The sequence below is a fragment of the Streptomyces sp. CNH287 genome, from assembly GCF_000424825.1.
Genome location: NZ_AUKQ01000015.1, coordinates 175,659 through 188,638, shown reverse-complemented (window position 1 = coordinate 188,638; position 12,980 = coordinate 175,659). Strand labels below are relative to the sequence as shown.

Here is a 12,980-nt window from a genome sequence, read left to right as displayed (position 1 = left end):
CGATGGCTAACCCTTTCGACGACGAGAACGGCACCTTCCACGTACTGGTCAACGCGGAACGCCAGCACTGCCTGTGGCCCGCCTTCGCCGTCGTGCCGGAGGGCTGGGAGATTGCCCTCAGTGACAGCGACCGGCAGAGCTGCCTGGACCACATCGAGACGCACTGGACCGACATGCGCCCTGCAAGTCTTGTCACCGCCACCCAGGAAGGAAGCTGACGATGCAGCGCACGATGCTCAAGTCGAAGATCCACCGCGCCACGGTCACCGAGGCCAACCTCAACTACATCGGCTCGATCACCATCGACCCCGCTCTCATGGAGGCCTCGGACCTGTTGACGGGCGAGCAGGTGCACGTCGTCAACATCAACAACGGCGAGCGGTTCGAAACCTACGTCATCGAGGGTGAGCGGGGCTCGGGGACCATCTGCCTCAACGGCGCCGCCGCCCGCCTGGTGGCCCCGGGCGATCTGGTGATCATCATCGGCTACATGCTGGTCAGCGACGAGGAAGCCCGCACCTTGGAGCCCAAGGTGGTCTTCGTGGACGAGCGGAACCAGCTGCTGAAGACGGGCAGCGACCCGGCCGCCTGACCCTCCCCCGCCGCGCCGTCCGCGGTGCCCGATCCGCGCGGACGGCGGGGCGAGGCGTTGACGATACTGTGCGGCACACAGTAACGTGCGACGTGTGAGTATGGACGGACCGATCCCGACCCAGCTGATCGAGACCCAGACCCAGGAGCTGCGGCGCGGCACGGTCATGCTGGCGTGCCTGACGCTCCTGGAGCGGCCCCAGTACGGCTACGCCCTGCTGGAGACGCTGAACGGCGCCGGAATCACGGTCGAGGGGAACACCCTCTATCCGCTGCTTCGGAGACTGGAGAAGCAGGGACTGCTCACCAGCGAGTGGAACACCGACGAGACCCGGCCCAGGAAGTTCTACCGGACCAGCCCGGAGGGCTCCCGCGTATGCGACGAACTGACCGGCGAGTGGCAGGACATCGTGACGTCACTATCCCGACTGACCAGGGGGAGCCCATGAGTACGGACACGCTGACCGCGCGCTACGTGCACGAGGTCGTCCGGCAGATCCCGGCCGACCAGCGCGACGACGTGGCCGACGAACTGCACGCCACCATCGCGGACACCGTCGAGGCACGGGGCGGCGGCGGCCCGGAGGCCGAACGCACGGTGCTGCTCGAGATGGGCGACCCCATGCGCCTCGCCGCCCGCTACTCCGACCGGCGGCTGTCCCTGATCGGCCCGGAGCTCTACCCCACCTACCTGCGGCTGATGCGGGTGCTGCTCGCCGGGGCCCTGCCGGGAATCGTCCTCGTGCTGCTCCTGGCCGACGTGGCCGGCGGCGCGGGCCTGGGACCGGCGCTGGGCGGCGCCGTACTGGCGCTGTTCACCGTCGGCGGCCAGCTGATCGCCTGCGTGACCGTGGTCTTCGCCCTGGTCGAGTACGCCCGCCAGCGGCGCGGCACCGCGACCAGGCCGGACGGCTGGACCCCCGACGACCTGCCGGAGCACCGCGAGCCGGAACAGCAGAGGCGCGGCGCGCTCTTCTGGCCCTTCACCTCCGTGACCCTGCACGCGCTGTTGATCTGCGGCATCGTCTGGCAGCACCTGGCCGAGCCGTACGACGCCGACGGCGAGCAGGTGCAGCTGCTCGACCCGGACCTGTGGTCCGGCTGGATGTGGCCGGTCCTGGCCGGGCTCGCGGGCATCGCCGTCGTCCAGCTCGTGCGGATCGCCGTCGGCGGCTGGAACACCCGCCTCGTCCTGTGGTACGCGGCCTCGCACGCGGTCTTCGCCGTGACCACGGCCTGGCTGCTGGCGGAGCAGATGTTCGTCAACGAGACCTTTCTGCACCACTTCAACGGCGAGGACTGGACCACCCCGGACGCCTTCTGGAGCAGCGCGGCCGTCGCCGTCCTGCTGTGGAGCGGGGGCGACGTCTTCGACCGCTTCCGCGAGCTGAACCGGGCGGCGGGGCGCGGGAAGCGCTGACCCCGCCGCCGGGGCCGGGAGGGGTTCAGCCCTTCCCGGCTCCGGCGCCGCCCCCTCCGGGCTCCGGCTCGGGCTCCGCGCCCGCGCGCGCTCCCGCATCCCCCTCCGCATCCCCCTCCGCGCCGCCGTCCCCGCCACCGGCGCCGTCGTCCCCGCCACCGGCGCCGTCGTCCTCGTCAGGCGCCTCCATGTCGTGCGCCCCCTCCTCCTCCGTCGCCGTCCAAGCCGCGCAGAACAGCAGCAGCTTCGTCATGAAGCTGATCCACAGCAGCAGCGCGATCGGCACGCCGAAGGCGCCGTACATGCTCTTCGCCGCCACCCCCTGGAGGTAGCCCCCCAGGAGCAGCTTGAGCAGTTCGAAGCCGACGGCGCCGATGAGCGCGGCGGCGAACAGCGCCCGGCGCGGCGGTTGGACCCGGGGCAGCCACTGGAGCACGTACATCAGCACCAGGAAGTCCGCCCCGACCGCCGCCGCGTACCCCGCCAGCCGCAGCAGCCAGGTGCCGAGGCCGCCCTCGGCGAGCCCCATCCGCTCGGCCAGCCAGCCGACGACGGTGAGCGCGAAGGCCGAGGCCGCCACCGACACCGCCCCCGCGATGCCGAGCCCGATCAGCACCGCCAGATCCTTGACCCGCAGCAGCACCGGATTGCCCGGGTCCTCCTCCAGGTCCCACAGCGCGCGCAGGCACTCGCGCAGCGTCCCCGCCCAGCCGACGCCGGTGAACAGCAGCAGCGCGCCGGCGATCAGCCCGATGGTGCCCGCGTTGTCCGCGAGCGACTGGAGGTCGAGGTCGTCCGCGATGCCGGGCACCTGGTCGGTGATGGCGTCCTGCACGTCGTCCATCCGGTCGGCGGGCAGCACGGCGGCGCCGATGGCGACCCCGACGACGAGCATCGGGAAGAGCGCGAGAAAGCTGGTGAAGGTGATGGCGGCGGCAAGCCGCTGCCACTTGCGCGCGTCGAGGTGCTCGTACACCCGCCAGACGCGGGTACGGAAGAACCACGCGGCGGCGGGGCCGAGCACGGGCAGCTTGCGGAGCCAGTCCATCATCTCCGACTACCCCCAATGACGGCCGTCGCACGGCCGGGCTGCGGGCACACCCCCTGAAAGGGTTAGACCGACGGCGCAGGCGGGCGTGCCAGGCCCGCCTGGCGCGGTACGCCCGCCACGCCGGGAACGCCGGAGGAGCCCGCACCGCCGGGGACGCACTGCTGGTCCCCGAAGGCGAACTCACGGCGCAGGCGCCAGACGCAGTCCGCGCCCTGCTCGTAGAGCGCGAAGCCGGAGACCGTCCAGGCCGCCTCGAAGTCGGCCAGCTCCGCGTGCGCCCGGTCCATCGCCTCCTCGGCGATGCCGTGCGCGACGGTGACGTGCGGGTGGTAGGGGAACTGCAACTCGCGTACGAGCGGCCCCTCGGCCGCCCGCACCCGCTCCTGGAGCCAGCCGCAGGCCGACCCGCCCTCCGCCACCTGGACGAAGACGACCGGTGAGAGCGGACGGAAGGTGTCGGTGCCGCTCAGCCGCATCGGGAAGGCCCGCCCGGCCGCCGCGACGCCCGCGAGGTGCCGCTCGACCACGGGCCGGGCGGCGGCCTCGACCTGCGTCGGCGGGAGGAGGGTGACGTGGGTGGGGATGCCGTGCGCGGCCGGGTCGCCGAAGCCCGCGCGCCGCGACTGGAGCAGGCTGCCGTACGGCTCCGGTACCGCGATCGATACACCGAGTGTGACGGTCCCCACGTCGTTCTCCCTTCTCGGTAACCGTGTCCTGTCCGGTGGCCGTCGCCGTCCCGCCCGCGCGGCCGTCGTGGCCGCCCGCTCGCGCGCGCGGCTGTGCCCGTCACAGTGTGCGGGCTGCCCACCCCACCGGGGCAAGGGCCTTCCGTCAGTGCTTCGCGGGCACGAAGCCCACCTTGTCGTACGCGTCCGCCAGCGTCTCGGCGGCGACCGCACGCGCCTTCTCGGCCCCCTTGGCCAGGACTGCGTCCAGCGACTCCGGGTCGTCCAGGTACTCCTGCGTACGGACCCGGAAGGGCTCCACCCACTCGGTGACGACCTCCGCGAGGTCCGTCTTCAGCGCACCGTAGCCCTTGCCCTCGTACCTCTGCTCCAGTTCCGCGATTCCGGTGTCGGTGAGGGTGGAGTAGATGGTGAGCAGGTTGCTCACCCCCGGCTTCTCCTTCTCGTCGAAGCGGATCTCGCCGCCGGCGTCCGTCACCGCGCTCCTGATCTTCTTCGCGGTGGCCTTGGGCTCGTCGAGCAGGTTGATGATGCCCTTCGGCGAGGACGCCGACTTGCTCATCTTGATCGACGGGTCCTGGAGGTCGTAGATCTTGGCCGTCTCCTTGAGGATGTACGGCTCCGGGATGGTGAAGGTCTCGCCGAAGCGCGCGTTGAAGCGGGCGCCGACGTCCCGGGTGATCTCGATGTGCTGGCGCTGGTCCTCGCCGACCGGGACGCGCTCGGCCTGATAAAGCAGGATGTCCGCGATCTGGAGCACCGGGTAGGTGAAGAGGCCGACCGTCGTGCTCTCGGCGCCCTGCCGGGCGGACTTGTCCTTGAACTGCGTCATCCGGGACGCCTCGCCGAAGCCCGTCATGCAGTTCATCACCCACGCCAGCTGCGTGTGCTCGGGCACGTGGCTCTGGAGGAAGAGCGTGCAGCGGTCCGGGTCGACCCCGGCCGCGAGCAGCTGGGCGGCGGCGAACCGGGTGCTGCGGCGCAACTGCTCCGGGTCCTGCGGGATGGTGATCGCGTGCAGGTCGACGACCATGTAGAAGGCGTCGTGGGTGTCCTGGAGCGCCGACCACTGGCGCACAGCGCCGAGGTAGTTCCCGAGGTGGAACGACCCGGCTGTGGGCTGGATTCCGGACAGCACGCGGGGGCGACGATCGTTGGCCATGCGCACATTCTCGCAGAGCCCGGGGGCCCCTGGGGCGCCCAGGAACCGTATCGGGACAACCTGCCCCTACAGTGTCATACAGGTCACACGCCGGACGACCGGACGCGTGTACGGGGCGGGATCGCCGGGCGGAACCGGGACAGCGGCTGCCACTTCCGGAAGGTTTCCGCGCAAAGGCACCGGCCGACGATAGAAAGAGGCACCGCCCGTCTGTCCGGCAAGAAGATCTGGCAAGAAGAATGGAGCGCCCACCCATGGCGAAGCCCTCCGGTCTCCCCGGCTCCGGCACCACCCGGTCCGCCGAGCTGATCACCACCTCGGACGCGTACAGCGCGCACAACTACCACCCCCTCCCCGTCGTCGTCGCCTCGGCGGAGGGCGCCTGGATGACCGACGTCGAGGGCCACCGCTACCTCGACATGCTCGCCGGGTACTCGGCGCTGAACTTCGGCCACGGCCACCCCCGGCTGATCGACGCGGCCAAGACCCAGCTGGACCGGGTGACCCTGACCTCCCGCGCCTTCCACCACGACCGCTTCGCCGCGTTCTGCTCCTCGCTGGCCGAGCTGTGCGGCATGGAGATGGTGCTGCCGATGAACACCGGCGCGGAGGCGGTGGAGACGGCGGTCAAGACCGCGCGGAAGTGGGGCTACCAGGTCAAGGGCGTGCCGGAGGGACAAGCCAAGATCGTCGTCGCGGAGAACAACTTCCACGGCCGGACGACGACGATCGTCAGCTTCTCCACCGACGAGGAGGCCCGCGCCGACTACGGCCCGTACACCCCCGGCTTCGAGATCGTGCCCTACGGCGACCTCGCCGCGCTCGAGGCGGCCGTGGACGAGAACACGGTGGCCGTGCTGCTGGAGCCCATCCAGGGCGAGGCGGGCGTGCTGGTGCCCCCGGCCGGCTACCTCCCGGCGGTGCGGGAGCTGACGCGGGTGCGCGGCACCCTCTTCATCGCGGACGAGATCCAGTCCGGGCTGGGGCGCACGGGGGCGACCTTCGCCTGCGAGCACGAGGGCGTCGTGCCGGACATGTACGTGCTCGGCAAGGCGCTGGGCGGCGGGATCGTACCCGTCTCGGCGGTGGTCTCCTCCCGCGCGGTGCTGGGGCTCTTCAGGCCCGGCGAGCACGGCTCCACCTTCGGCGGGAACCCGCTCGCGTGCGCCGTCGCCCAGGAGGTCATCGACATGCTGCGCACCGGCGAGTACCAGCAGCGGGCCACCGAACTGGGCGAGCACCTCCACCGCGAGCTGGGCGTGCTGGCGGGCGAGGGCCCGGTGGCGGCCGTACGCGGCCGGGGCCTGTGGGCGGGCATCGACATCGACCCGGCGCGCGGCACGGGGCGGCAGATCTCCGAGCGCCTGATGGAGCGGGGCGTGCTGGTCAAGGACACGCACGGCTCCACGATCCGGATGGCGCCGCCCCTGGTGATCACCAAGGAGGACCTGGACTGGGGGCTGGACCAGCTCCGCGCGGTGCTCGCGGCGGGCTGACGGCCCGCGCCCGGCGTCACGCGCGCCCCGCCCGGCCGCCGGACCGGTGGCCGGGCGGGGCGGGGCAGGGCGGCCGGGTCACAGCGCCAGGTGCCGCCGCAGGCGCTCGTCCAGCTCGGCCATCAGGGCCGCCGCCGCGGGAGACCTCCAGGTGCGGGTCCGTCCCGGAAATGGCCCACGAACTCTCTATGGAAATGGACCATACGCGCAGCCCCGCGCTCCGTAGAGTCGGGTTCATGACGACGACCGACACATCCGTTGCCCGCCTGAACGTCTGGAAGACCCTGCCCCACCTCTACAAGGGCGTGTCCGCCTTCCAGAGTGCGGCGGCGCAGGGGCTCGACCCGGTGGTGGCCGAGCTGATCAAGATCCGCGCCTCGCAGATCAACAAGTGCGCCTTCTGCCTGGACATGCACACCAAGGAGGCCCGGGAGGCGGGCGAGACGCAGCTGCGCCTCGACCTGCTCGCCGCCTGGGAGGAGGTCGACGGCCTCTACACCGACCGGGAGCGGGCGGCACTCGCCCTGACCGAGGCGATCACCGTGCTGACGGACGGCTTCGTGCCGGACGAGGTCTACGCGCGGGCCGCCGAGCAGTTCGAGGAGACCGAACTGGCCCAGCTGATCGCCCAGATCGTGGCCATCAACGTGTGGAACCGCTTCGCGGTCACCACCCGGACCGTCCCGGCCAGCCTGGGCAAGGAGCGTCCGGCGTGAGCGCCGGCCAGCTGCGCGCGCTGCACCAGGGGCGCGCGGGCGGCACGCCCCTGGTGCTGCCCGGCCCCTGGGACGGGGCCAGCGCACGGGTGTTCGCGGCGGCGGGCTTCGAGGGCCTCGCCACGCCCAGCCACGGCATCGCGGAGTCCCTGGGCCTGAGGGACGGGGAAGTCGGGGCCGACGGCATGTTCGAGGCGGTGGCCCGGATCGTCTCCGCGGTGGATGGCGCGCTGCCGGTCTCCGCCGACCTGGAGAACGGCTACGGGCTGCCCCCGGGCGAACTCGTGGCGCGGCTGCTGGAGACCGGTGCGGTCGGCTGCAACCTGGAGGACTCGGCGGACGGCGTGCTGGTGGAGCCGCAGCGGCAGGCCGACCGGCTGGCCGAGGTGCACGCGGCGGCGGGCGGCCGGGTCTACCTCAACGCGCGCATCGACACCTACGTGCGCCGCGCGCCCGACCCGCTGGCCGAGGCGGTCGAACGGGGGCGGCTCTACGTCGCGGCGGGCGCGGAGTGCGTGTACCCGATCCTGGCGCCGCCCGAGGACATCGGCGTGCTGGCGGCGGAGCTGGGCGTCCCGGTGAACGCCTTGTGCCGCACCGGCGGCCCGGGCGACCCGACGGGCGCGGGCGGGGCGGGCGTCCGGGAGCTGGGCGAGGCGGGCGCGTCCCGTGTCACCTTCGGCGGCGACCTGCACACACGCGCGGTGGCGGCGGTCACCGGCCTGGCCCGCGAGCTGCGGGAGTCGTACGGGCACTGACCCCCCTGCGGCCGTCCCCGCGGCGGCCCGTCCCCCGGGTCCGGCCCCAGGCGCCCCCGCGCGCCGGGGCCGTGACCTCGTCTCCGTGCGTATCGTTGTACTGCGCGACTGCCCGCGTCACACGCAGCAGCGGGGAGGAGCGGCACGCTGACCATCGCGCTGAGCGACAGGATCGACATGGCCGAGACTGACGAGACGCAAGAAATCACGCTCGACGAGATGTTCGAGCGACTGGAGCGCATGCCCGTCCCCGAGGGCTACAAGGTCGAGGTCGTCGAGGGGACCCTTTACATGTCACCGCAGCGCAACGCGCACTGGGAGATCATCCTGAACCTGATCCTCCAGCTGGGATCCCGGTATTCGAAGAAGCACATCAAGTCCGATGTGCGCTTCGACTTCCCCGGCGAGGGAAACGGCTTCGCCCCCGACCTCGCCGCGCTCCGGGAGGACGCCGCGATGGACGGGCGGAACCGCTGGCAGCCCGCGGACATCGAATGCCTGGTCGAGGTGATCTCCTCGGGCACCGCGGCCAACGACTACGGCCGCAAGAAGACCGCCTACGCCCTCGCCGGGGTCCCGGTCTACCTGATCGCCGACCCGTACAAGGGCGAGTGCCACGTGTTCACCCACCCCAAGGGCGAGACGTACAAGAGCGAGCTGATCGTGGCCTTCGGCGAGGCCGTCGACCTCACCGGCACGGAGGTCGGCCTGTCGCTGGCGACCGACGAGTTCCCGCGTAGCTGAGCGGGCCCGTACGGCGCGTGGGCCCGTACGGACCGGCTCGGTCCGTACGGGCCCACGCGCCGTACGGCAGCGTGCCGACGAGCGGCGCTGCCGCGCAACGCGTCAGATCAGGCCGAGGCCGCGCACCGCGTCCCGCTCCTCCGACAGCTCCTTGACGGAGGCGTCGATGCGCGTACGCGAGAAGTCGTTGATCTCCAGGCCCTGGACGATCTCGTACGCGCCGCCGGCGCAGGTGACCGGGAAGGACGAGATGAGGCCCTCGGGCACGCCGTAGGAGCCGTCGGAGGGGATGCCCATCGACGTCCAGTCGCCGTCGGCGGTGCCGTTGACCCAGGTGTGGATGTGGTCGATGGCGGCGTTGGCGGCGGAGGCGGCAGACGAGGCGCCGCGGGCCTCGATGATGGCGGCGCCGCGCTTGGCCACGGTGGGGATGAAGTCGTCGGCCAGCCACTTCTCGTCGCCCACGGCCTCGGCGGCGTTCTTGCCCGCGACCTCGGCGTGGAAGATGTCCGGGTACTGGGTCGCGGAGTGGTTGCCCCAGATGGTGAGCTTCCGGATGTCCGAGACGGCGCTGCCGGTCTTCTTGGCCAGCTGGGAGATCGCGCGGTTGTGGTCCAGCCGGGTCATCGCGGTGAAGCGCTCGGCCGGTACGTCGGGCGCGGCGGCCTGGGCGATGAGGGCGTTGGTGTTGGCCGGGTTGCCGACGACCAGCACGCGGACGTCGTCCGCCGCGCGGTCGTTGATGGCCTTGCCCTGCGGCTTGAAGATGCCGCCGTTGGCCTCCAGGAGGTCGCCGCGCTCCATGCCCTTCGCGCGCGGGCGGGCGCCGACGAGCAACGCGACGTTCGTACCGTCGAAGGCGGCGGCGGCGTCATCGGTGATGTCGATGCCCCGCAGCAGCGGGAAGGCGCAGTCGTCCAGCTCCATCGCGGTGCCCTCGGCGGCCTTCACCGCCTGCGGGATCTCCAGCAGGCGCAGCTTGACCGGCACGTCCGCGCCGAGCAGATGGCCGGAGGCAATGCGGAAGAGCAGCGCGTAGCCGATCTGTCCGGCGGCGCCTGTGACGGTGACATTGACGGGAGTGCGGGTCATGGCGGTCTCCGTAGTACCTGACGGTGGCGGTGGGTCTCCCCTGGAGCGGGACCCGGGGTCTGGGTCGGCTCCCTGTGCTGGCTCGTGAAGGTCTCTCTACATCAAGAGACCCCGCCGTCAGGCTATCGGACGTCCGATCACCATGGGCAGCCGCCCGCACAAGGAGGGGGGACGGGCGGGCGGCTGCCCGGGTGTGTGGCACACCCGTGGGGGGTTACTCGACGCCTGCCCCGGTATCCCGCCGGGCATGCCAGAAATCTCGAATCGGTTACGGCAGCCGCTTCACCAGTCGTTCGACGGGGACGCGGTGGGCTCCCCGGGGGTCTCGGCGGAGGGCTGGGCGGGGGGCTCGGCAGAAGGCGCCGTCCCGCCCTGGACGCAGCCCGCGCCGCCCGCGGCGAGGGTCGCGCAGGCACGCGCCCGCTCCAGCGTCTCGACCGGCACCATCGTGGTGTACGCGTCGGTGGCGTCCACCACCCGCTCGGTCTGTGTGCGCTTCTCCCCCGAGATCACCAGCTTGTCGCCGTCGACCGCGCCGGCGATCCGCGCCCAGGCCGCGTTGCACACCTTGCTGTACCGGACCTCGATCATGCTCGGCCCCACGCTGCCCGATCCGCCCGTCCTGGCGTGCCGGCCGCCGCAGCCCATCTCCTCCGGGTTCTTGCCGTTGCAGTCCTCACCGGTGCACTTGACGCCCGCGGGCAGCTTCTTGACCGGGGCGCTGGGCGACGGCGGCGGGGTTTCGGCGGCGGACTCGCCGCTGGGGCCGTCGAGCACGAGGGCCACCCCGACGAGGATGACGAGCGCGGCGGCGGCACTGCCGACGACCATCGCGCCCCGGCCCCGGCCACCCCCGGCGGGGGGGCCGGGGTTCCTGGGGCCGCCCCCGGCGGCGCCCGCGCGGCCGCGGGACCGGCGCGGCGGGTCGCCCGCGGGGGGCGTTGCCGCCGCGTCGGCGGCGGCGCGGGCGAGGGCCTGCTTGCTGAGCTTGGCGGTCCCCGGGTCGGTCGGGTCCGCCGCGGCAGCCGACCGGGCGGGCGGCACCGACGGAGGCGCGGCGGGCGGCGCGGACGGCACCAGCGGTGCCGCCGAGGGCACGCGCGGCTCCACACCGACCGCGCCCTGCGGGGGCTGCGCCGGATCGCCCTCGGCGTTGCGGTCCCGGTTCAGTCCCCACTTGCGGCTCTTGGCCGGGGACTCCTCCACCTCCGCCAGCGCGGCGCGCGCCTGCGCGACCTGGATGGCCTCCATGGTCATGTCGTGACGCATCTCACTGCGGCTCCAGGCCCGCTCCGCCAGCTCCCACATGGTCGCCAGATGCCGCACCTCGGTGCCCGTGACGTCGGCGAGTGCCTCGGTGGCGCCGCGCGGGGCGAGCAGCCGTCCGTTGAGATAGCGCTCCCAGGACGACTTGCTGTAGCCCGTACGGTCCGCGACCGAGGCGAGGCTGAGCCCGCTGCGGTCCACGAGACGGCGCAACTGGTGGGTGAACTCGCGGATCTGCGGGTCCAGTTCGTCCGGCAACGTCTTCCAGCGAGGCATCTCTCCCCCTCGTCCCCCCGATGGGTGCGGTCCCCCCGGTTATGCGTCGCCGGCTCACAGGGGGATGTGGAAAGCCGGGATCGCGGTATCAGACCGGGGGGCGCACGGGGCGTCCCGGGTCACCGGCCGCGCGCGTGCGCGCCCAGTCTGCCACCCGCCTGCGGACCGGCCTCGTACCGGAGCAGGCAGGCGCCGTGTACCGCCCTCATGGCCTACGGATCAAGGCGGTCACCGGACCGAGAAATGCACGATGTCGTCCAGGATCGGAATCGAGATCCACGGCGCCGGCTGCGCCATCATCGCCAGCAGGGTGATCACCGAGCCCAGCAGCGCGTACGTCGTCATGTCCGTGAAGCGGGAGCGCACCGCCAGCATGCCGACGGAGGCCAGCGCCCAGCGCAGCACGGCGGCGCCGACCAGGGACAGGCCGATGATGATCGTGCCCGCGCGGAACTCGGCCAACGTCACCAGCAGCCCCGCCAGCACCCCGCACCACACCGCGAGCAGCGGCCACTGCCGGTACGGCGCGGGCGCGTCCCCGCTCGCCGCCCGGCCGCCGCCCTCGGGGCGGGCGGTGTCACGGGTGAAGGTGGGGAACCGGCGCGACTTCGCCTTCGGCGCGGCCCCGCCGGGTGCCGGCGCCTGCGGTCCGCTCATCGGTGCGCTCCTGAATCTCGCTTCGGACAGACTCTCGGTTCTGATCGTCTCTCGGTTCGGAAGACTAGTGCCGCATCAGGCGAGGTTCACCCCGCCCTCCGGCCTGGCACGGCACCGGTGCCGCCGATCAGCCCCCGGTGCCGCGCTCCGCCGCCTCCACGACGTTCTGGAGCAGCAGGGCCCGCGTCATCGGGCCCACGCCGCCCGGGTTCGGCGAGAGCCAGCCCGCGACCTCGGCGACGCCGGGGTGCACGTCGCCGACGATCTTGCCGTGCTCGTCCCGGCTCACGCCGACGTCCAGCACCGCCGCACCCGGCTTCACGTCCTCGGCCTTGACCAGATGCGGCACGCCCGCCGCCGCGACGATGATGTCGGCCTGGCGCAGCAGCGCGGGCAGGTCGCGGGTGCCGGTGTGGCACTGGGTCACCGTGGCGTTCTCGGACTTGCGGGTCAGCATCAGCGGGATCGACCGGCCGACGGTGATGCCCCGCCCGACCACGACGACGTGCGCGCCCGCGAGGGCGACGCCGTGCCTGCGCAGCAGCTCGATGATGCCGTTGGGCGTGCACGGCAGCGGGCCCGGGTCGCCCAGCACGAGCTTGCCCAGGCTGGTGGGGTGCAGGCCGTCGGCGTCCTTGGCCGGGTCCATCAGGGCCAGCACGCGGTTGACGTCGATCCCCTTGGGCAGCGGCAGCTGGACGATGTACCCCGTGCACTCCGGGTCCTCGTTCAGCTCGCGCACGACCGCCTCGATCTCCTCCTGCCCGGCGGTCTCCGGCAGTTCGCGCTGGATGGAGGCGATGCCCACCTGCGCGCAGTCGCGGTGCTTGCCCGCCACGTACTTCTGGCTGCCGACGTCCTCGCCGACCAGCAGGGTGCCGAGCCCCGGGGTGATGCCACGGGCCCGGAGCGCTTCGACGCGGGTGGCGACCTCGGACTTGATCGCGGCTGCGGTGGACTTGCCATCGAGAATCTGAGCGGTCATGGCCCCATCTTCGCGGATACCGGCGGGTGGTCTCCAATCCCGGCCGCCGCCGGTGGTGTGCGCGGATTCTGAATCATGGG

The 12,980-nt window shown here is 72.3% G+C and carries 15 protein-coding genes; 8 read left to right on the top strand and 7 right to left on the bottom strand.

The genetic code is table 11. The features are described from left to right. Positions 1–2: 2 nt before the first annotated feature. The 4 genes from H299_RS0117035 (at position 3) to H299_RS0117020 (ending at position 2,011) form a co-directional block, all read left to right on the top strand. Positions 3–218 (top strand): MbtH family protein, encoded by a 216-nt coding sequence (locus H299_RS0117035; RefSeq protein ID WP_027749382.1) that lies wholly within the window; start codon positions 3–5, stop codon positions 216–218. Between the two features lie 2 nt (positions 219–220). Further along, positions 221–592: an aspartate 1-decarboxylase gene (panD, locus tag H299_RS34645; protein WP_037759335.1), complete on the top strand. Its 372-nt coding sequence runs from the start codon at positions 221–223 to the stop codon at positions 590–592. Positions 593–692: 100 nt separating this feature from the next. Next, positions 693–1,040, top strand: a complete 348-nt coding sequence (locus H299_RS0117025) for a helix-turn-helix transcriptional regulator (RefSeq protein ID WP_051262552.1) — start codon at positions 693–695, stop codon at positions 1,038–1,040. Continuing rightward, complete coding sequence (locus H299_RS0117020) at positions 1,037–2,011, top strand: HAAS signaling domain-containing protein (protein ID WP_027749380.1); 975 nt, start codon at positions 1,037–1,039, stop codon at positions 2,009–2,011. Before H299_RS0117025 ends, H299_RS0117020 begins: the two co-directional genes overlap by 4 nt. Positions 2,012–2,036: 25 nt before the next feature. On the opposite strand, the gene H299_RS34640 is transcribed toward H299_RS0117020, so the two are convergent. The 3 genes from H299_RS34640 to trpS all read right to left on the bottom strand — a co-directional run bounded on the left by H299_RS34640 (position 2,037) and on the right by trpS (position 4,910). Next, a complete protein-coding gene (locus H299_RS34640) occupies positions 2,037–3,059 on the bottom strand; it encodes a YihY/virulence factor BrkB family protein (protein ID WP_051262561.1) in 1,023 nt (340 codons plus the stop codon). Positions 3,060–3,124: 65 nt separating this feature from the next. Beyond that, positions 3,125–3,748: a 2'-5' RNA ligase family protein gene (locus tag H299_RS0117010; protein ID WP_027749379.1), complete on the bottom strand. Its 624-nt coding sequence runs from the start codon at positions 3,746–3,748 to the stop codon at positions 3,125–3,127. Between the two features lie 145 nt (positions 3,749–3,893). Further along, positions 3,894–4,910 (bottom strand): tryptophan--tRNA ligase, encoded by a 1,017-nt coding sequence (gene trpS / locus H299_RS0117005; protein WP_027749378.1) that lies wholly within the window; start codon positions 4,908–4,910, stop codon positions 3,894–3,896. Positions 4,911–5,164: 254 nt separating this feature from the next. Here trpS and rocD point away from each other — a divergent pair, with 254 nt between their 5' ends. From rocD to H299_RS0116985, 4 genes are all read left to right on the top strand, one after another. Continuing rightward, positions 5,165–6,406 (top strand): ornithine--oxo-acid transaminase, encoded by a 1,242-nt coding sequence (rocD, locus tag H299_RS0117000; RefSeq protein WP_051262551.1) that lies wholly within the window; start codon positions 5,165–5,167, stop codon positions 6,404–6,406. Between the two features lie 236 nt (positions 6,407–6,642). Beyond that, positions 6,643–7,122 (top strand): carboxymuconolactone decarboxylase family protein, encoded by a 480-nt coding sequence (locus H299_RS0116995; protein ID WP_027749376.1) that lies wholly within the window; start codon positions 6,643–6,645, stop codon positions 7,120–7,122. Next, positions 7,119–7,880: an isocitrate lyase/PEP mutase family protein gene (locus H299_RS0116990; protein WP_027749375.1), complete on the top strand. Its 762-nt coding sequence runs from the start codon at positions 7,119–7,121 to the stop codon at positions 7,878–7,880. Before H299_RS0116995 ends, H299_RS0116990 begins: the two co-directional genes overlap by 4 nt. Positions 7,881–8,057: 177 nt before the next feature. Beyond that, on the top strand, positions 8,058–8,624 hold the full coding sequence (locus H299_RS0116985) for a Uma2 family endonuclease (RefSeq protein ID WP_078512812.1): 567 nt from the start codon (positions 8,058–8,060) through the stop codon (positions 8,622–8,624). Positions 8,625–8,726: 102 nt separating this feature from the next. Here H299_RS0116985 and H299_RS0116980 read toward each other — a convergent pair whose 3' ends face one another. The 4 genes from H299_RS0116980 to H299_RS0116965 all read right to left on the bottom strand — a co-directional run bounded on the left by H299_RS0116980 (position 8,727) and on the right by H299_RS0116965 (position 12,900). Beyond that, complete coding sequence (locus H299_RS0116980) at positions 8,727–9,716, bottom strand: malate dehydrogenase (RefSeq protein ID WP_027749373.1); 990 nt, start codon at positions 9,714–9,716, stop codon at positions 8,727–8,729. A 282-nt stretch (positions 9,717–9,998) separates the two neighbouring features. Further along, the gene (locus H299_RS34635) at positions 9,999–11,258 is read right to left on the bottom strand and encodes a helix-turn-helix domain-containing protein (RefSeq protein WP_078512811.1); all 1,260 of its coding nucleotides are present in this window, start codon (positions 11,256–11,258) and stop codon (positions 9,999–10,001) included. Positions 11,259–11,486: 228 nt separating this feature from the next. Next, on the bottom strand, positions 11,487–11,915 hold the full coding sequence (locus H299_RS0116970; protein WP_027749372.1) for a DUF3017 domain-containing protein: 429 nt from the start codon (positions 11,913–11,915) through the stop codon (positions 11,487–11,489). A gap of 127 nt (positions 11,916–12,042) precedes the next feature. Continuing rightward, positions 12,043–12,900, bottom strand: a complete 858-nt coding sequence (locus H299_RS0116965; protein WP_027749371.1) for a bifunctional methylenetetrahydrofolate dehydrogenase/methenyltetrahydrofolate cyclohydrolase — start codon at positions 12,898–12,900, stop codon at positions 12,043–12,045. Between the last annotated feature and the right edge of the window lie 80 nt (positions 12,901–12,980).